Source organism: Streptomyces sp. NPDC029159 (assembly GCF_055564055.1).
The window spans coordinates 114,429-132,907 of record NZ_JBVHWT010000014.1 but is presented as its reverse complement, the minus strand read 5'-3'; the positions used below and the strand labels follow the sequence as shown (position 1 = coordinate 132,907).

Sequence of the window (18,479 nt, the reverse complement as noted above, 5' to 3'; positions counted from 1 at the left end):
GGAACCGCGGCAGCAGGCCCCGGCCGACCTGCGCCTGGTGGCACCGGCGACGGCCGCGTGGGGCGCGGCCGCGCTCGCCCTGGGCGCCCCGGCGGGTGTGGTGGCGGCGGTCTGTGCCCTCGCGGTCGCCCTCGCCGCACCGGCCCTCTGGGCGGCGATGCGGCGACGCCGGACGGAGACGGCGAATGGTCCGCGCACCGGGCTTCTGCGGTCCGCCGGGGCGCTGGTGGCCCTGGCGTCGGTGCTGCTCTGCGGGGCGGCGGGCGCGGCAAGCGCGGCGCTGCACGCGGCGGACGCCCGGCGCGGGCCGCTGCCCTCCTGGGCCGCGCGCCATGCCCGTCTCACCGCCGAGATGGAGGTGACCGGAGACCCGCGGACGGTCCGCCCGAAGGTCCGCGGATCGCACCGGCTGCCGCCGTCTCTGGTGTTCACCGCCGAGGTGGTGCGCCTCACCGCCCCGGACGGTTCGGTGACCGCGCTCCGTACGCCCGCCCTCGTCGTCGTGGCGAGCCGTGACGGCGATACGGATCACCCGAAGAACGAAGCGACCCCCCGGGCAACGGCCACGGCCACGGACCAGGGCACGGCTCAGGAACCGGGAGCCGCGGGCCCCGGGGACGCACACCCCGACTCCCCGGATCGGGCCCGGACGGCGGGCGGTGAGGTCCTGGAACGGTGGCGGACGCTGTTGCCGACCACCCGCGTCCGGGTGCCGGTGCGCGCCGCCCCGCCGATGCCGCCCGACGACCGGATCGCCGCCGTCCTCCGGGTCACCGCCGACGGCCCGCCGCAGGTCACCGGCGCACCGTCCGGGCTCCAGCGCCTGGCCGGCGGTCTGCGGGCCGGGCTCCGCGACGCCTCCGACGGACTGTCGCCCGACGCCCGCGGGCTGCTGCCCGGCCTGGTGGTCGGGGACACCTCGCGGGTGCCGCCCGACCTCGACGACGCGTTCCGGGCCACCGACCTCACCCATCTGCTCGCCGTCTCCGGCAGCAACCTCACCATCGTGCTGGCACTGCTGATCGGCCCGCCGCACCTCGCCTCCCGTGCCGAACGCCGTGGCCTGGCCCCGCGCCTGGGCCTCTCGCTGCGGGCCACCGCCTTCGCCGGGGGCGGTCTCGCCCTCGCCTTCGTCGTCGTGTGCCGCCCCGACCCCAGCGTGCTGCGGGCCGCGGCGTGCGGCCTGATCACCCTGGTGGCGATCGGCACCGGGCGCCGCCGCTCCCTGCTGCCCGCCCTGGGCGCGGCGGTGTTGCTGCTGGTGCTCTACGACCCGTGGCTGGCCCGTAGTTACGGGTTCCTGCTGTCGGTCCTGGCCACCGGTGCGCTCCTGGTGCTCGCACCCCGCTGGAGCGCGGCCCTCCGCAGGCGCCGGGTGCCGCCGCGCCTCGCCGAGGTGATCGCCGCCGCAGCCGCCGCCCAGGCGGTCTGCGCCCCGGTCGTCGCGGTCCTCGCCGCCCGGGTCGGACCGCTGGCGGTGCCCTGCAACCTCCTGGCGGAACTTGCCGTCGCCCCGGCCACGGTCCTCGGGTACGCGGCACTCGCCGTGGCACCCGTACTCCCTTTTCTCGCCCGGGCGTTGGCCTGGTGCGCGGGCTGGCCCGTCGGCTGGATCGCCGGGGTGGCGCGTACGGGGGCGGCGCTGCCCGGGGCGGAGTTCGGCTGGCCGGGCGGCTGGACGGGCGGGCTCGCGCTCGCCGCCGTCACGGTCGTGCTGGTGCCGCTCGGGCGGCGGGTGCTGCGCCGCCGGTGGCTGTGTGCCGTGTGTGCGCTGGCGCTGGTCCTGGTGGTGTGGCGACCGGTGCCGCTGACCCGGGTGGTGACGGGCTGGCCGCCACCGGGGTGGCGGGCGGTCGCCTGCGATGTGGGGCAGGGCGACGGCCTGGTCCTGGCGGCGGGCGACGGCACCGCTCTGGTGGTGGACGCGGGCCCCGAGCCCCGTGCGATGGACCGCTGCCTGACGGCCCTGGGGGTGCGGCGGGTGCCCGTGGTGGTGCTGAGCCACTTCCACGCCGATCATGTCGACGGACTGCCGGGCGTGCTGCGCGGCCGGTCGGTCGGCCTGATCGAGACGACCACGCTCCGGGAGCCGCCCGGCCAGGCGGAGTTCGTGCGGCGTACGGCGGCGGAGGCGGGCGTCCCGGTGGCCCCGGCGGTCCCGGGGGAGCGGCGCCGTCTGGGGCAGCTGAGCTGGGAGGTCCTGTGGCCGCCGGCGGACGGCACGGGCGGCGCGTCAGGGCCCAACAACGCCAGCGTGACGCTGCTCGTCCGCAGCGCCGATCTGACCCTGATGCTCCTCGGCGACCTCGAACCACCCGCCCAGCAGGCCCTGTTGGCCGCGCACCCGGAGCTGACCGCCGTGGACGTCCTCAAGGTCGCCCACCACGGCTCCGCCCACCAGGACCCGACGCTGCTCCAGCGCCTGGCACCGCGGCTCGCGCTCATCTCGGTGGGCGCGGACAACCCGTACGGCCACCCGGCGCCCCGCACGGTCGACGCGTTACGGCGCGGGGGCGCCATGGTCCTGCGTACCGACACCGGGGGCGCGTCGGCCGTGCTCGGCACCCACCAGCATCTGGCGGTGACCACGGAGGACCGCCGCCCCGACGGCAGGACACGCGGGCTCCGCCGCCCTCCCGGCCACCGTCTCCCGGCGCACCGCAGCCGCCGCCCGCGCCGCGTCGGCCGGACCTCTACCCGCCGGGACCGTCGCCGTACGGGCCGTGCCCCGCCCGGTCCGGCCGGGTCCGGTGCGCCGTCCCGCCGCCCGGTCGCTACTCCCTCTCGCGCCACCCCTCGTGCTCGGCGGCGAGGGCGTCCAGCCGGTGTGCGTCGTAGCGGCCGTCCGGGTCCTCGACGACCACCAGCCACTGGGCGTCCTCGGCGTCGTCCTCCCCGGCCAGGGCGTCCCGTACGAGCTGGGGCTCCTCGGGGACGCCGAAGCGTTCGGCCAGGGCCTCGGCCACCTCCTCGGCGGCGTCGCGGTCGGGCAGTACCAGTACGTGTCGTGCATCGCTCACCAGGCCATTGTCGGTCAGCGGGCCGGTGCGCCGGGCGGGCCGGTCCGGCGGGGTGCGCGGGGCGGCGCTGTCAGTGGGGCGTGGGATGCTGGAGCGCGATGGCCAGGAAGAGTGCAAACGACGATCCGCTCGCCCCCGTGACGCTCGCGGTGGGCCAGGAGGACCTGCTGCTGGACCGCGCGGTCCAGCAGGTGGTGGCGGCTGCCCGCGCCGCCGACGCGGACACCGATGTGCGGGACCTCACCTCCGACCAGCTCCAGCCCGGCACCCTCGCCGAGCTGACCAGCCCGTCGCTCTTCGCGGAGCGCAAGGTCGTGGTGGTGCGCAACTCCCAGGATCTGTCGGCGGATTCCGTCAAGGACGTGAAGGCGTATCTCACGTCGCCCGCCGAGGAGATCACGCTCGTACTGCTGCACGCGGGCGGGGCCAAGGGCAAGGGGCTGCTGGACGCCGCCCGGAAGGCGGGCGCGCGCGAGGTGGCGTGCGCGAAGATGACGAAGCCCGCCGATCGGCTGTCGTTCGTGCGGGGCGAGTTCCGGGCGGCGGGGCGCTCCGCGACGCCCGAGGCGTGCCAGGCGCTGGTCGATGCGATCGGCAGCGATCTGCGGGAGTTGGCGTCGGCCTGTTCGCAGCTGGCCGCCGATGTCGAGGGCACGATCGACGAGGCGGTCGTCGCGCGCTACTACACCGGCCGGGCGGAGGCATCGAGCTTCACCGTCGCCGACCGCGCGGTGGAGGGCCGGGCGGCCGAGGCGCTGGAGGCGCTGCGCTGGTCGATCGCGACCGGCGTCGCCCCCGTCATGATCACCAGCGCGCTGGCCCAGGGCGTCCGCGCCATCGGCAAGCTGGCCTCCGCCCCGCGCGGCGCCCGCCCCGGCGATCTCGCCCGTGAGCTGGGCATGCCGCCGTGGAAGATCGACCGCGTACGGCAGCAGATGCGCGGCTGGTCGGCGGATGGCGTGGCGACGGCGCTGCGCGCGGTGGCCGCCGCCGACGCAGGCGTCAAGGGCGGCGGGGACGACCCCGAATACGCCCTGGAGAAGGCCGTGGTGGCCGTCGCCCGCGCGGCCCGCTCCCGCTGACCGACCCGGGACGGGCAGGGCCAGGCCGGGCCGACCGGAGGCTGTGCCCGCCTCTTGAGCCTCTGACCAGGCACGTCAGTCCCTGACCAGGCGCGTCCCGGCCCTCCGGCGCCCGGCAAGCCCCCCGGCAAGCCTCCGGCAACACTCCGCCTGCCCCGGCGCACTCCCCGTCGGCCTGCGAGGCCCCAGCCGTACCGCGAGCCGCGGGCCCCGGCCCCTCACCCCCGCAGCTTCGCCAGCGTCTCCTTGGCGCTGGCCTTGAGCATGTCGCCCACGTCGTCCGGTGTCGGCTGGTTGGTGATGCTTTGGCCGGAGGCGTAGCCGGACCAGGTCGTCTGGTAAGTGGTCCAGCCGTGCCGGACGGCGAGGATCGCGTACCGCCCGGTGTTGCTGTCCTGGTCCTCGCGGCTCACCAGATACGCCTCGTCGCCGAGGCCCTCGACCGGTGTGACCTGGTAGCGGTTCGAGGGCGAGCTCTGCTTCTCGTAGGCGCGGTAGGTGTCGGCGAACTCCGGGGCGGGGTCGCTCTTCTTGTGCAGGACCGCGGTGGTGTAGACGGTCGCCGAGGAGTAGTCGGAGCTGCTGCCGTCCTCCTGCTGCAGCGTGATGGTGCACCACATGGAGTCGGCGGAGGGCTGCTGGGAACCGCTGTGCTCCGGGTTGGAGCCGGAGGTGGTGGCGTTCTGCGACGGCCGGTACCGGGCGTCCTCGAAGGGCTTCAGGGAGGTGTCCGCGCACAGGTCGGAGGTGTACGCGTAACCGGCGAGGTCGGGGGCGGGCTCGCCGCTGAACCCGCCGGTGGCGAAGAGCAGGGAGCCCCAGAGCGCGCTGGCCGCGACGGCGCCGCCGATCGCCCATATCCAGCCGGACGCGCCCTTGCCCCTGGCGTCCGGAACCGGCGGCTGCACCGGTGCGGGCGGCCCGAAGCCACCGGGCTGCGGCGACGGCTGGGCGTACGGAGGGGACGGTGCCGGGACCGGACCGCCGTAAGGGTTCGGCTGCGGCGGGCCGTAGGGCAGGCCGGAATCCCCCGAGATCGACATGCCCGCAGAGTAACGGACCCCACCGACAACGCCCGGCCCGCCGAACTCCACCGCACGGCCCCGAGGGAAAGCTCAGCAGAAAGCCCCGCCGGCCCTGGGGAAGGGCACAGGCGGGGCTTTCCGTATGTGTCATGTGTCGGCGCGCCCGGCGAGAGGCCGGGTGGGCCGGGGTGCGCCGCACCCGCGTGGCGAACGCAGGCCGTGTGCGGCGCGGTGGTGCACCGTACGAGGAGCGGAGAGAGGGGCCGCTGGGTCCCCGACGGCGGGGTGGTGCGGGTCGGACGGCAGGCCGTCCGGCGGAGGTCGTCAGCCCTTGAGGCCGGCGACCTTCTTCGCCAGCGCCGACTTCTTGTTGGCGGCGGCGTTCTTGTGGATGACACCCTTGCTGACGGCCTTGTCGAGCTTCTTGGCCGCCTCGGCCTGGGCGGTGGTGGCCTTCTGCAGGTCACCGGCCTCCACGGCCTCGCGGGTGCGACGGATCGCGGTCTTCAGAGTGGACTTGACAGCCTTGTTGCGCTGACGAGCCTTCTCGTTGGTCTTGATCCGCTTCATCTGGGACTTGATGTTCGCCACGAAAGAGCCTTTTCAGGTTCGTTGGAGTTTCGAGTTGCGCGACGTACTGAGAGGGCACGAAGCGCAGTGGACCAGGCTACCAGTCGCCTCCTCAGCCACCCAATCCGGGCGGTTTCCGCCCGTGGGGGCCCGCCGTCGGGAGGGACCCGGAGCTGCGGGTGAGCGCCCGGAGCGGGCCGGGGCGCCGCTCATGGGACCATGGGGAGGACGTCACACCCGAGGGTGGTCTTGCGGATCATGGCGGGTCCGCCGGACGCACCCTGTTCCGCCTACCCGCCTTGAATGGACCCTGCGTGCCCGCGACCTCTACGAACGTGCCGGAGCCGAGCCGTACCGATCCGGCCCTCCTCCGTAACTTCTGCATCATCGCGCACATCGACCACGGCAAGTCGACGCTCGCCGACCGGATGCTCCAGATCACCGGTGTCGTCGACCAGCGGCAGATGCGCGCGCAGTACCTCGACCGCATGGACATCGAGCGCGAGCGCGGCATCACGATCAAGTCCCAGGCGGTGCGGCTCCCGTGGTCGCCGTCCGAGGGTGAGGAGGGGAGCGGTACCCACCACATCCTCAACATGATCGACACCCCCGGCCACGTCGACTTCACCTACGAGGTCTCCCGCTCCCTCGCCGCGTGCGAGGGCTGCATCCTCCTCGTCGACGCCGCGCAGGGGATCGAGGCGCAGACCCTCGCCAACCTCTACCTGGCGATGGAGAACGACCTCACGATCATCCCCGTCCTCAACAAGATCGACCTGCCCGCCGCGCAGCCCGAGAAGTTCGCCGCGGAGCTGGCGAACCTCGTCGGCTGTGAGCCGGAGGACGTGCTGCGGGTCTCCGCCAAGACCGGCGTCGGCGTGCCCGAGCTGCTGGACCGGGTGGTCCGCGACGTCCCGGCGCCGGTCGGCGTCAAGGACGCCCCCGCCCGCGCGATGATCTTCGACTCGGTCTACGACGCCTACCGCGGCGTCGTGACGTACGTGAAGGTCGTCGACGGCACCCTCAACAAGCGCGAGCGGATCCGGATGATGTCCACCGGCGCCGCCCACGAGCTGCTGGAGATCGGCACCAACTCGCCCGAGATGAAGGCCGCCGACGGCCTCTCCGTGGGCGAGGTGGGCTATCTGATCACCGGTGTGAAGGACGTCCGGCAGTCCAAGGTCGGCGACACGATCACCCAGCTCAACAACGGTGCGACCGAGGCGTTGGGCGGCTACAAGGACCCCAAGCCGATGGTGTTCTCGGGCCTGTACCCGCTGGACGGCTCGGACTACCCGGAGCTGCGCGAGGCGCTGGACAAGCTCCAGCTCAACGACGCGGCGCTGGTCTACGAGCCGGAGACCTCCGCGGCGCTCGGCTTCGGCTTCCGCGTCGGCTTCCTGGGCCTGCTGCACCTGGAGGTCATCCGCGAGCGGCTGGAGCGCGAGTTCAACCTGGCGCTGATCGCGACCGCCCCCAACGTCGTCTACCAGGTCGACATGGAGGACGGCACGCACCACGAGGTCACCAACCCGAGCGAGTTCCCCACCGGCAAGATCGACAAGGTCCATGAGCCGGTCGTGCGGGCCACCATCCTGGCGCCCAGCGAGTTCATCGGCGCGATCATGGAGCTGTGCCAGACCCGGCGCGGCACCCTCCTCGGTATGGACTACCTCTCCGAGGACCGCGTCGAGATCCGCTACACCCTCCCGCTCGCCGAGGTCGTCTTCGACTTCTTCGACCAGCTCAAGTCCAAGACCCGCGGCTACGCCTCCCTGGACTACGAGCCCACCGGCGAGCAGATCGCCGACCTCGTCAAGGTCGACATCCTGCTCCACGGCGACAAGGTCGACGCGTTCTCCGCGATCTGCCACAAGGACAAGGCGTACGCGTACGGCGTCCGGCTCGTCGGCAAGCTGCGTGAGCTGATCCCGCGGCAGGGCTTCGAGGTGCCGATCCAGGCGGCGATCGGCAGCCGGGTCATCGCCCGTGAGACGGTCCGCGCCATCCGCAAGGACGTCCTCGCCAAGTGCTACGGCGGTGACATCTCCCGTAAGCGGAAGCTGCTGGAGAAGCAGAAGGAAGGCAAGAAGCGGATGAAGATGGTCGGCAGCGTGGAGGTGCCGCAGGAGGCGTTCATCGCGGTGCTCTCCTCGGACTCCGACGGCGACAAGAAGAAGTAGCGGCCGCGGCCCGCCTCCCGGCACGGGGGAGCGGGCGCGTTCCGGACAGGGCGCCGACCCCGCGCGGGTCGGCGCCTTCGTCGTGCCGGGGTCCGGTGAGACGTCCCGGACGGCAGGCTTCCGGGGGATATGCCGGAGATGCGGCGAGGGGGTATCTGCACGTACAGCGTACGGATCACTTCGTGAACCAGTCGGCCGCAGACTCTTACATGGCGACCGAACGCGGCCTACTCTGATCTCGCTCAAAGGTTACTCGCGAGTCACCAGCAATGTAGCGGGCCCCGGAGGATGCCGTGACGGACACCCACACGCTGATCGACAACCGCCCGCCTTCGGTGGCGAGCCTCTTCCTGGAGCGGGTCGCCGCGACGCCCGACGCGGAGGCGTTCCGTCACCCCGTGCCGCCCGTCTCGGGCACGGGCCCCGACGACTGGAAGTCGCTGACCTGGAACGACGCCGCGCAGCGGGTGTATGCCACGGCCGCCGGGCTGATGGCGCTCGGGGTGCGCCCCGAGGAGCGGGTGGCGCTGGCCGCCGCGACCCGCGTCGAGTGGATCCTCGCCGACCTCGGCGTGCTCTGTTCCGGCGCCGCCACCACCACGGTCTACCCCAGCACCAACGCCGAGGAGACCGCGTACATCCTGTCCGACTCCGGCAGCCGGGTGCTGATCGCGGAGGACGCCGCCCAGCTCGACAAGGTCCGCGAGCGCCGCGCCGACCTGCCCGACCTCGCCCATGTCATCGTCATCGAGGAGGCCGACGCACGGCCCGCCGAGGACGACCCGGAGGGCTGGGTGCTCTCCCTCGCCGACCTGGAGAAGCGCGGCGCCGCCCATCTGGAGGCGCACCCGGAGTGCGTCACCGAACGCGTCGCCGCCCTCCGCGCCGACCAGCTCGCCACGCTCATCTACACCTCCGGCACCACCGGCCGCCCCAAGGGCGTACGGCTGGCGCACGACTGCTGGTCGTACATGGCGCGCGCCATCCAGGCCACCGGCATGGTCACCGCGGAGGACGTGCAGTACCTCTGGCTGCCGCTCGCCCATGTCTTCGGCAAGGTGCTGACCGCCGGGCAGATCTCGGTCGGCCACGTCATCGCCGTCGACGGCCGGGTCGACAAGATCATCGAGAATCTGCCGGTGGTCCGGCCGACCTACATGGCGGCCGTCCCGCGCATCTTCGAGAAGGTCTACAACGGCGTCGCCGCCAAGGCGCGCGAGGGCGGCGCCGCCAAGTACAAGATCTTCCAGTGGGCGGCGGGCGTGGCCCGCGAGTACGCCAAGGTCTCCCAGGACACCTTCCGCCGCACCGGCAACGCCTCCGTCCCCTTCGCGCTCGCCGCCAAGCACAAGGCCGCCGACGCGCTCGTCTACGCCAAGCTGCGCGCGGCGTTCGGCGGCCGGCTGCGCGCCGCCGTCTCCGGCTCCGCCGCCCTCGCCCCGGAGATCGGCTACTTCTTCGCCGGCGCCGGCATCCACATCCTCGAGGGCTACGGCCTGACGGAGTCCAGCGCCGCCAGCTTCGTCAACCCCGGCGAGGCGTACCGCACCGGCACCGTCGGCAAGCCGCTGCCCGGCACCGAGGTGCGGATCGCCGAGGACGGCGAGATCCTGCTGCGCGGCCCCGGTATCATGCAGGGCTACCACGGGCTGGAGGCGCAGACCGCCGAGGTCCTGGAGCCCGACGGCTGGTTCCACACCGGTGACATCGGTGAACTGTCGGCCGACGGCTATCTGCGGCTCACCGACCGCAAGAAGGACCTGATCAAGACGTCGGGCGGCAAGTACATCGCCCCGGCGGAGGTCGAGGGCCGCTTCAAGGCGCTCTGCCCGTTCATCTCCAACGTCCTGGTGCACGGCGCCAACCGGAACTTCTGCACCGCCCTCATCGCCCTCGACGAGCCGACGCTGCTGACCTGGGCCGCCGAGCGCGGCATGGCCGATCGCCCGTACGCCGAGGTCGTCGCGGACCGGCGGACCCGCGATCTGATCGACGGCTATGTCGAGCGGGTCAACGAGGGCCTCCAGCGCTGGCAGCAGGTCCGTAAGTTCCGGCTGCTCCCGCGCGACCTGGACATCGAGCACGGCGAGGTCACCCCCAGTCTCAAAGTGAAGCGGCCGGTCGTCGAGCGGGCCTTCAAGGACTTGATCGACGAGATGTACGCGGGCGCGCGGGAGGCGTGAGGGCGCCCGCCCGGGCGGGCGCCGGGGCGCCGCGCGCCCCCTCGCCCGTCCGGTGAGATCCGCCCGCAGGCCCGCTGCCTGCGCTTCCCGGCCGCTTCCCCGCCGTCCGCGCGCCGTTCCGCCGTGACGCGGTGTCGTGGCACGCGGCCGGTCTGTCACCCTGTCCGTGCGGCACGCGGCGGACGGCCGTGCCGCGCGGGAGGTGCGGGGATGACGACGACTGCGTTAGCGGCGGAGACCGGAGCCGCGGACCCGGCGGGTGCGGCAGGGGCGGCCCGCTCCCTCGCGCTGCCGGGCACGGCCCGGGCGGCGGCCGACGCCCGCCGCTTCGTCCGCGCCACGCTCGCCGACTGGGCGGCCCGGCGGCCACCGGGCGCGGAGCGGCTGGACGGGCGGCTGACGGACGAAGCGGTGCTGCTGGTCAGCGAGTTGGTGACCAACGCCGTGGTGCACGCCGGCACCGACGTCGACGTCCGCTGCCGCCTCGACGCGGACGGCCTGACCGTCGAGGTGGCCGACCGCCACCCCACCCGGCCGGTGTGCGGACCGCACCACGGCGAGCTGCCCGGCGGCGCGGGCCACGGCCTCCAGCTGGTCGGCGCGGTCGCCACCTCCTGGGGCATCACCTACGACCGCGCCGCCAAGGCCGTCTGGTTCCGCCTCGCGACCACCGCCCCGGAGACCGGGACGGACCGCGCGCCCGGCCACGTCCCGGCCGCCCGCACCGCCCCGGACGACGCCCCCGCGTACCGCACCGAAGCACCGGACGGCGCGTACCGCCCGGCGTCCGCCCGCGACCCCGAGGCCCCGGCGGCCGACCGGCCCGCCGCCGGATACGCCGACGCCGCCTACGGAGCGGGCAGCTACAGCGACACCTCCTACGGGTACGCCGCACCCGATCCCGGCCCCTCCGGCACGGCCGCCGAGTGGATCACGCACGGCGCGCCGACCTTCCTCGCCGAGGCGTCCGACCTGCTCTCCGGCCCGCTCGACGCCGACCGCATCGCCTCCCTCGCCGCCCAGCTCGTGGTGCCCCGGCTCGCCGACTGGTGCGCGGTGTGGCTCTACGACGGCGAGGCCGGCGGGCCGGTGCCGGGCACGGCCGGCGGCGGCGAACCGCCGCGCCTCGCCCACGTCTGGCACTCCCGCGAGAGCCTCCTCGACCCGCTCCGGCTGGCCCTGGAGAAGGCCCCGCCCCCGGGGGCGCCTTCGCGGTCCTGCGCCACCGACGGCTCGGCCGTCCCCTGGGCGTGGCCGGACGGCGCGGAGGCGGCGGACGAGCCCGGGGCCGCGGACGGCGAGGGCGCTCCCCTCGGCGGCGCCGCCCTCGCCTGCCCGCTGATCAGCGGCGGCCTGCGGCTGGGCACGGTGCTGCTCGGCCGGTCCGGGCTGCCGCGCTTCCCCGACGCGGCGGTCGGCCTCTCCGAGGACCTGTGCCGCCGCGTCGCCCGCGCCGTCGCCACCGCCCGCGCGTACAGCAGGCAGGAGCGGATCAGCCGGGTCCTCCAGCGAAGGCTGCTGCCGCACGGCCGCGCGCAGGTCCCGGGCGTCGCCTCCGCCGTGGTCTACGAACCGCGCGCGGGCGCCTGGGCGGGCGGCGACTTCTGGGACCTCTTCGACGCGGGCGACGGCCGCTGGTGCTTCGCCCTCGGCGACGTCTGCGGCAGCGGCCCGGAGGCGGCGGCCGTCACCGGGCTCGCCCGGCCGGTGCTGCGGCTGCTGGCCCGCGACGGCTTCGGCGTCGGCGCGGTGCTGGACCGGCTGAACGAGACCATGGCCCGAGAGGCGGCCGACTCCGTCGCCGCGGTGGCCGCCGCCGTCGCCGCCGAGGCCGGGGTGCAGTCCTCCGTCGGCCTGCGCGACGAGGGCGAACAGGCCCGCTTCCTGTCGCTGCTCTACGGCGAGATCGTCCCGCACCCGGACGGCTCCGGCGGCATCCGCTGCACCCTGGCCAGCGCCGGCCACCCGCTCCCGCTGGTCCTCGGCACCGACGGCACGGTCCGGGTGGTCGCCGCCCCGCAGATGCTGCTGGGCGTGGTCGGCGACGCCACGTACGAGAGCGAGGCGTTCGACCTCGCCCCGGGCGAGACGCTGCTCTGCGTCACCGACGGCGTCACCGAGCGCCGCTCGGGCCGCAACCAGTTCGATGACGACGACGGGCTGGCCCGCACCCTCGCCGCCTGCGCCGGGCTGCCCGCCACCGACATCGCCGAGCACATCCGCCGCGCCGTCCACGGCTTCTCCCCGACCCCGCCCGACGACGACCTCGCCCTCCTCGTCCTCCAGGCGATCCCGGAGGACGAGGAGGAGGGGGCGGCGGGGTAGGCCGGGCCCGGACCGGAGCGCCGCCCGGAGCGGGCCTCCGGCCGGAGCGCGCGGCCCCGACCCGGCCGCGAACCGGGACCGCCCCCGGATGACGGACAATGGACCCCATGCCTTCCGCACTGCCCGATGGGGAGCCGATGCCCGGGGACGGGGCGCTGCCCGCCGCCGCGCTGACCGGCGCCGCCGACCGCCCGCTCGGTTTCTACCTGCACGTCCCGTACTGCGCGACCCGCTGCGGCTACTGCGACTTCAACACCTACACCGCGAGCGAGCTGCGCGGCCCCGGCGGCGCCCTCGCCTCCCGGGAGACCTACGCCGACCACCTCGTCGAGGAGATCCGGCTGGCCCGCAAGGTGCTCGGCGACGATCCGCGGCAGGTCGAGACGGTCTTCGTCGGCGGCGGCACCCCGACCCTGCTGCCCGCCGCCGACCTCGGCCGGATGCTGGCCGCGATCCGCGACGAGTTCGGGCTCGCCCCGGACGCCGAGATCACCACCGAGGCCAACCCGGAGACCGTCGACCCGCGCTACCTCGACGGGCTGCGCGAGGGCGGCTTCAACCGCGTCTCCTTCGGCATGCAGAGCGCCCGCCCGCACGTCCTGAAGATCCTCGACCGCACCCACACCCCCGGCCGCCCCGAAGCCTGCGTCGCCGAGGCGCGCGCCGCCGGGTTCGAGCACGTCAACCTCGACCTGATCTACGGCACCCCGGGCGAGAGCGACGACGACTGGCGCGCCAGCCTGGACGCCGCCCTCGGCGCCGGGCCCGACCACGTCTCCGCGTACGCCCTGATCGTCGAGGAGGGCACCCAGCTCGCCCGCCGCATCCGCCGCGGCGAGGTCCCGATGACCGACGACGATGTACACGCCGACCGCTACCTCATCGCCGACGAACGCCTCACCGCCGCCGGTTTCCGCTGGTACGAGGTCTCCAACTGGGCCACCACCGACGCCGCCCGCTGCCGCCACAACGAGTTGTACTGGACCGGCGCCGACTGGTGGGGCGCGGGCCCCGGCGCCCACAGCCACGTCGGCGGCGTCCGCTGGTGGAACGTCAAGCACCCCGGCGCCTACGCCCAGGCCCTGACCGAGGGCCTCTCCCCGGGCGCCGGCCGCGAACTCCTCGCCGCCGAGGACCGCCGCGTCGAACGCATCCTCCTGGAACTCCGCCTCGCCGACGGCTGCCCCCTGGACCTCCTCGCCCCCGCGGGCACCCGCGCCGCCGCCCGCGCCCTCACCGACGGCCTCCTGGAACCGGCCCCGTACGCCGCGGGCCGCGCCGTCCTGACACTCCGCGGCCGCCTGCTGGCCGACGCGGTGGTGCGGGATCTGGTGGACTGATTACCGAAAGAGTGAATCGATGCGGCAGGCCCCCGAACCTGCCTACGCTCCTCCTGACCTTGTGCCGTAGGACACGGCGACGGGAAACGGAGGCCATGGAGATGACCGCTGTGGATGAACGCCGGATGACGGAGCTCTTCGAGAACATCGATGTTCCCGAGGGCGTCAAGATTGAGCTCCTCCGGGGGGAAATCGTGATGATGGCGGGGCCGGACCTGATCCATAACAGGATCGTGAGGTCCGTGGCGATGCAAATGCCCAGCGACCGCTGGGAGTGGCTGCTCACCCAGGACATCGACATCCTGAGCGAGCAGAGCGAGCCGGTCCCCGACCTCGTGGTGCTGGAGAGCGGCGCCGGGCCGGAGTCCGGGCGGCTGCTGCCGTCCGCGGTGGTCACGATGGTGGTCGAGGTGGTCTCCAAGACGAGCGTGGACCGCGACTACGGCGTCAAGCGCTCGGTCTACGCCGCGGGCAAGATCCCCGCTTATCTGATCGTCGACCCCATCGTGGGCCACTGCGTCCTGCTCACCGAACCGTCCGGCAGCGGCGACGACGCCGACTACGCTGTCCAGCGGATCAGCAAGTTCGGCGAGCCGGTGCCGCTGGACGCGCTCGGCGTCGAGCTGGAGACCGGCGACTTCGGCCTCCTCCCCGGCGTCAGGCCGCACCGCCGACCGTGACGAAGTCGATCAACTCCTCCACCCGTCCCAGCAGCGCCGGTTCCACGTCCTTGTAGCTGCGTACGTTCGACAGGATCCGCTGCCAGGCGGCGCCGGTGTTCTCCGGCCAGCCCAGCGCCCGGCACACCCCGGTCTTCCAGTCCTGGCCGCGCGGTACGACCGGCCAGGCCGCGATCCCCACCGACGACGGTTTCACCGCCTCCCACACGTCGATGTACGGGTGGCCCACCACGCACACATGCGGATCGGTCACGCCCGCCGCGATCCGGGACTCCTTCGAGCCGGGCACCAGATGGTCGACGAGGACGCCGAGGCGCGCGTCGGGCCCGGGGGAGAAGGCGCGGACGATCTCCGGCAGATCGTCGATGCCCTCCAGATACTCCACGACCACGCCCTCGATGCGCAGGTCGTCGCCCCACACCCGCTCGACCAGCTCCGCGTCGTGCCGCCCCTCCACATAGATCCGGCCCGCCCGCGCGACCCGGGCCCGCGCGCCGGGCACCGCCAGCGAACCGGACGCCGTCCGCGCCGGACCGCCCGCAGCCCGCTCCCGGGGCCGTACGAGTGTGACGACCTTGCCCTCCAGCAGGAAGCCGCGCGGCTCCATCGGGAAGACGCGGTGCTTGCCGAACCGGTCCTCCAGGGTGACCGTCGGCCCCTGCGCCGACTTCTCGCAGCGGATCACCGCCCCGCAGAACCCGGTGGTCACCTCCTCGACCACCAGATCCGGCTCCGCCGCCACCTCGGGCGCGGGCCGCTGCTTCTTCCACGGCGGGGTGAGGTCGGGGCCGTAGTGCCTGCTCTGCATGGTGTCGGGATGCCTGTTCTGTGACGGGTCGGGTGCCGGATACGCATACGAAAGCGCAGGTCAGGAGGGAGGGACGGCGAAGCGGGCGGCGAGTGCGTCGCGCTGGGCGCGGACGAAGGCGGCGTCCACCACGGCGCCGTGCCCGGGGACGTACCGCGCGTCCTCGCCGCCCAGCGCCAGCAGCCGGTCCAGGGCGGCGGGCCACTGCCGGCCGAGGGCGTCGGGCCCGGCGGACGGCTCGCCGGACTCCTCCACGAGGTCGCCGCAGAAGACCACCTCGGGCTCCGTGCCCCGCCCCGGGACGAGGACCGCGAGGTCGTGCGCGGTGTGGCCGGGGCCGGCATTGGCGAGCAGCACCTGCCGGTCGCCGAGGTCGACGGCCAGTTCACCGTGGACGCCGTGGTGCGGCAGCACCAGGATGTCGGTGGCGTTGGTGGCGGTGTCCGGATCGACACCGTGGCGCACCGCGTCCTCCCGCAGCGTCTCCCGTTCCCGGGCCAGCAGCTCGGCGGCGCCGGTGGCGGCGAAAACCTGCACCCCGGCGAAGGCGGCGGTGCCCAGGACGTGATCGAAGTGCGGATGGGTCAGCGCGATGTGCGTCACGTCGCGGCCCACCACCCGGCGGACGGCGAGCCGCAGTTCGGCGCCGTCGCGCAGGGTGGCGCCGGTGTCGACGAGCAGCACGCCGTCCGACCCCACGACGGCGCCCACCGTCTCGTCCCAGCCCGGCATCCGGCGGCGGGCGATGCCGTCGCCGAGCCGTTCCCATCCCGCCTCTTCCCAAGTCGTGCGCATGCCGAGACGCTATCGGTAGCGCGGTGGCGCCGCCCGGCGGATCACGGGGCGTGGCCGGTGTCGCACGCGAGACCCTTGCCCCGCCGGTGTGACCCGGCCGTACACTGGACCGGTACTGGCACTCGGACCGGTGGAGTGCCAGGCGAGAAAGCCGCAGGACGGCGGGACTGGAGGTGTGCACGGTGCTCAGTGAACGCAGGCTCGAGGTGCTGCGTGCCATCGTCCAGGACTACGTCGGCACGGAGGAGCCGGTCGGTTCGAAGGCGCTGACCGAGCGCCATCGGCTCGGTGTCTCCCCGGCCACGGTCCGTAACGACATGGCGGTCCTGGAGGAAGAGGGGTTCATCGCCCAGCCGCACACCAGCGCGGGCCGGATCCCCACCGACAAGGGCTACCGCCTCTTCGTCGACAAGCTCGCCGGTGTCAAGCCGCTTTCCAGCCCCGAGCGCCGGGCGATCCAGAACTTCCTGGACGGCGCGGTCGACCTGGACGACGTGGTGGGCCGCACGGTCCGGCTGCTGGCGCAGCTGACCCGGCAGGTCGCGGTGGTGCAGTACCCGTCGCTGACGCGGTCCACCGTCCGCCATGTCGAGCTGCTGGCGCTGGCCCCGGCGCGGCTGATGCTCGTACTGATCACCGACACTGGACGCGTCGAACAGCGGCTGATCGACTGTCAGGGGCCGTTCGGCGAGCCGTCGCTGGCGGATCTGCGGGCCCGGCTCAACAGCCGGGTCGTGGGGCGCCGGTTCGCGGATGTGCCGCAATTGGTGCAGGATCTTCCGGACTCCTTCGAGCAGGAGGACCGCGGCACGGTTTCGACGGTGCTGTCGGTGCTGCTGGAGACGTTGGTGGAGGAGACCGAGGAGCGGTTGGTGATCGGCGGTACCGCCAATCTCACCCGCTTCGGGCACGACTTCCCGTTGACGATCCGGCCGGTGCTGGAGGCTCTTGAGGAGCACGTGGTGCTGCTCAAACTGCTCGGGGAGGCCAAGGACTCGGGCATGACCGTACGTATCGGGCATGAGAATGCCCATGAAGGACTTGCATCCACCTCGGTGGTTGCGGTCGGCTACGGTTCGGGCGACGAGGCAGTCGCCAAACTCGGCGTGGTCGGACCGACCCGCATGGACTACCCCGGAACGATGGGAGCGGTACGCGCAGTGGCACGTTACGTCGGACAGATCCTGGCGGAGTCGTAAGTGGCCACGGACTATTACACGGTCCTCGGTGTCGGCCGCGACGCCTCGCAGGACCAGATCAAGAAGGCTTTCCGGCGGCTGGCGCGTGAGCTGCACCCGGATGTGAACCCGGATCCGAAGACCCAGGAGCGGTTCAAGGAGATCAACGCCGCTTACGAGGTGCTGTCGGACCCGCAGAAGAAGCAGGTCTACGACCTCGGCGGCGACCCGCTCTCGCAGGCCGGCGGCGGTGGCGGGGCCGGTGGCTTCGGTGCCGGCTTCGGCAACTTCTCCGACATCATGGACGCGTTCTTCGGCGCCTCCTCGCAGCGCGGTCCGCGCTCGCGGACGCGGCGCGGTCAGGACGCGATGATCCGTCTCGATGTCGAGCTGGACGAGGCGGCGTTCGGGACGACCAAGGAGATCCAGGTCGACACCGCCATCGTGTGCACCACGTGCACCGGTGAGGGCGCGGCCCCCGGCACCTCCGCGCAGACCTGTGACATGTGCCGCGGCCGCGGTGAGGTCTCGCAGGTCACGCGGTCCTTCCTCGGTCAGGTCATGACGTCGCGGCCGTGTCCGCAGTGTCAGGGCTTCGGTACGGTCGTGCCGACGCCGTGCCCGGAGTGCGCCGGTGACGGCCGTATCCGGTCGCGCCGCACGCTGACCGTCAAGATCCCGGCGGGCGTCGACAACGGCACCCGCATCCAGCTCGCGGGCGAGGGCGAGGTCGGCCCCGGCGGCGGTCCCGCCGGTGACCTCTACGTCGAGATCCACGAGCAGTCGCACCCGGTCTTCCAGCGGCGTGGCGACGATCTGCACTGCACGGTCACCATCCCGATGACGGCGGCGGCGCTGGGCACGAAGTGTCCGCTGGAGACGCTGGACGGCGTGGAGGAGATCGACGTCCGGCCCGGCACCCAGTCCGGCCAGTCCATCCCGCTGCACCAGCGCGGCGTGACCCATCTGCGCGGCGGTGGCCGCGGCGACCTGATCGTCCACGTCGAGGTGCAGACGCCCTCCAAGCTCGACCCCGAGCAGGAAGAGCTGCTGCGGCGGCTGGCCAAGCTCCGTGGTGAAGAGCGCCCCACGGGCCAGTTTCAACCCGGACAGCAAGGGTTGTTCTCCCGCCTGAAGGATGCGTTCAACGGGCGGTAGGTGGTACCGGCCGGAAGTCCGGGGTTGTCCCCGGTTCACACGGCCGACGGGTAGTAGGCGGCCGTAGGTCTACGCGTGTGGGCCCGGGGATTTTCCCCGGGCCCACACGCGCGTTCGGCGGGCGGTGGCCGA

Annotated in this window: 13 protein-coding genes and 1 pseudogene; 9 read left to right on the top strand and 5 right to left on the bottom strand. The window is 73.4% G+C overall.

The features are described 5' to 3' along the window. Positions 1–157: 157 nt before the first annotated feature. Positions 158–2,593: pseudogene (locus tag ACZ4U4_RS24720) on the top strand (ComEC/Rec2 family competence protein); the annotation flags it as partial. A 181-nt stretch (positions 2,594–2,774) separates the two neighbouring features. Here ACZ4U4_RS24720 and ACZ4U4_RS24715 read toward each other — a convergent pair. Beyond that, positions 2,775–3,020, bottom strand: coding sequence for a hypothetical protein (locus ACZ4U4_RS24715; protein WP_467878359.1), 246 nt, complete (start codon positions 3,018–3,020; stop codon positions 2,775–2,777). A 98-nt stretch (positions 3,021–3,118) separates the two neighbouring features. Here ACZ4U4_RS24715 and holA point away from each other — a divergent pair, with 98 nt between their 5' ends. Beyond that, complete coding sequence (gene holA, locus ACZ4U4_RS24710) at positions 3,119–4,102, top strand: DNA polymerase III subunit delta (RefSeq protein ID WP_467878357.1); 984 nt, start codon at positions 3,119–3,121, stop codon at positions 4,100–4,102. Positions 4,103–4,320: 218 nt separating this feature from the next. Here the strand turns inward: holA and ACZ4U4_RS24705 are convergent, their stop codons facing one another. Together ACZ4U4_RS24705 and rpsT are read right to left on the bottom strand one after the other, a co-directional pair. Further along, positions 4,321–5,145: a hypothetical protein gene (locus ACZ4U4_RS24705; RefSeq protein ID WP_467878192.1), complete on the bottom strand. Its 825-nt coding sequence runs from the start codon at positions 5,143–5,145 to the stop codon at positions 4,321–4,323. Between the two features lie 306 nt (positions 5,146–5,451). Then, a complete protein-coding gene (gene rpsT / locus ACZ4U4_RS24700; RefSeq protein ID WP_030283819.1) occupies positions 5,452–5,718 on the bottom strand; it encodes a 30S ribosomal protein S20 in 267 nt (88 codons plus the stop codon). A gap of 293 nt (positions 5,719–6,011) precedes the next feature. On the opposite strand from rpsT, the gene lepA reads away from it, so the two are divergent. The 5 genes from lepA (at position 6,012) to ACZ4U4_RS24675 (ending at position 14,408) form a co-directional block, all read left to right on the top strand. Continuing rightward, positions 6,012–7,880, top strand: a complete 1,869-nt coding sequence (lepA, locus tag ACZ4U4_RS24695) for a translation elongation factor 4 (RefSeq protein WP_467878189.1) — start codon at positions 6,012–6,014, stop codon at positions 7,878–7,880. 293 nt (positions 7,881–8,173) lie between these two features. Beyond that, entirely contained in the window at positions 8,174–10,063 is a 1,890-nt protein-coding gene (locus ACZ4U4_RS24690) for an AMP-dependent synthetase/ligase (protein WP_467878186.1), read from the top strand. 210 nt (positions 10,064–10,273) lie between these two features. Continuing rightward, a complete protein-coding gene (locus tag ACZ4U4_RS24685; protein WP_467878183.1) occupies positions 10,274–12,388 on the top strand; it encodes a SpoIIE family protein phosphatase in 2,115 nt (704 codons plus the stop codon). 107 nt (positions 12,389–12,495) lie between these two features. After that, a complete protein-coding gene (gene hemW, locus ACZ4U4_RS24680; RefSeq protein ID WP_467878181.1) occupies positions 12,496–13,728 on the top strand; it encodes a radical SAM family heme chaperone HemW in 1,233 nt (410 codons plus the stop codon). A gap of 101 nt (positions 13,729–13,829) precedes the next feature. Then, on the top strand, positions 13,830–14,408 hold the full coding sequence (locus ACZ4U4_RS24675) for a Uma2 family endonuclease (protein ID WP_467878178.1): 579 nt from the start codon (positions 13,830–13,832) through the stop codon (positions 14,406–14,408). Here the strand turns inward: ACZ4U4_RS24675 and ACZ4U4_RS24670 are convergent. Further along, positions 14,386–15,216, bottom strand: coding sequence for a DUF3097 domain-containing protein (locus ACZ4U4_RS24670; protein WP_467878176.1), 831 nt, complete (start codon positions 15,214–15,216; stop codon positions 14,386–14,388). The genes ACZ4U4_RS24675 and ACZ4U4_RS24670 overlap by 23 nt on opposite strands. Positions 15,217–15,276: 60 nt before the next feature. Then, positions 15,277–16,011: an MBL fold metallo-hydrolase gene (locus ACZ4U4_RS24665; RefSeq protein WP_467878174.1), complete on the bottom strand. Its 735-nt coding sequence runs from the start codon at positions 16,009–16,011 to the stop codon at positions 15,277–15,279. A 182-nt stretch (positions 16,012–16,193) separates the two neighbouring features. Here ACZ4U4_RS24665 and hrcA point away from each other — a divergent pair, with 182 nt between their 5' ends. Further along, positions 16,194–17,210 (top strand): heat-inducible transcriptional repressor HrcA, encoded by a 1,017-nt coding sequence (hrcA, locus tag ACZ4U4_RS24660; protein ID WP_467878172.1) that lies wholly within the window; start codon positions 16,194–16,196, stop codon positions 17,208–17,210. Then, positions 17,211–18,347: a molecular chaperone DnaJ gene (gene dnaJ, locus ACZ4U4_RS24655; RefSeq protein ID WP_467878170.1), complete on the top strand. Its 1,137-nt coding sequence runs from the start codon at positions 17,211–17,213 to the stop codon at positions 18,345–18,347. It begins immediately after the preceding gene. The last annotated feature ends 132 nt before the right edge of the window (positions 18,348–18,479 follow it).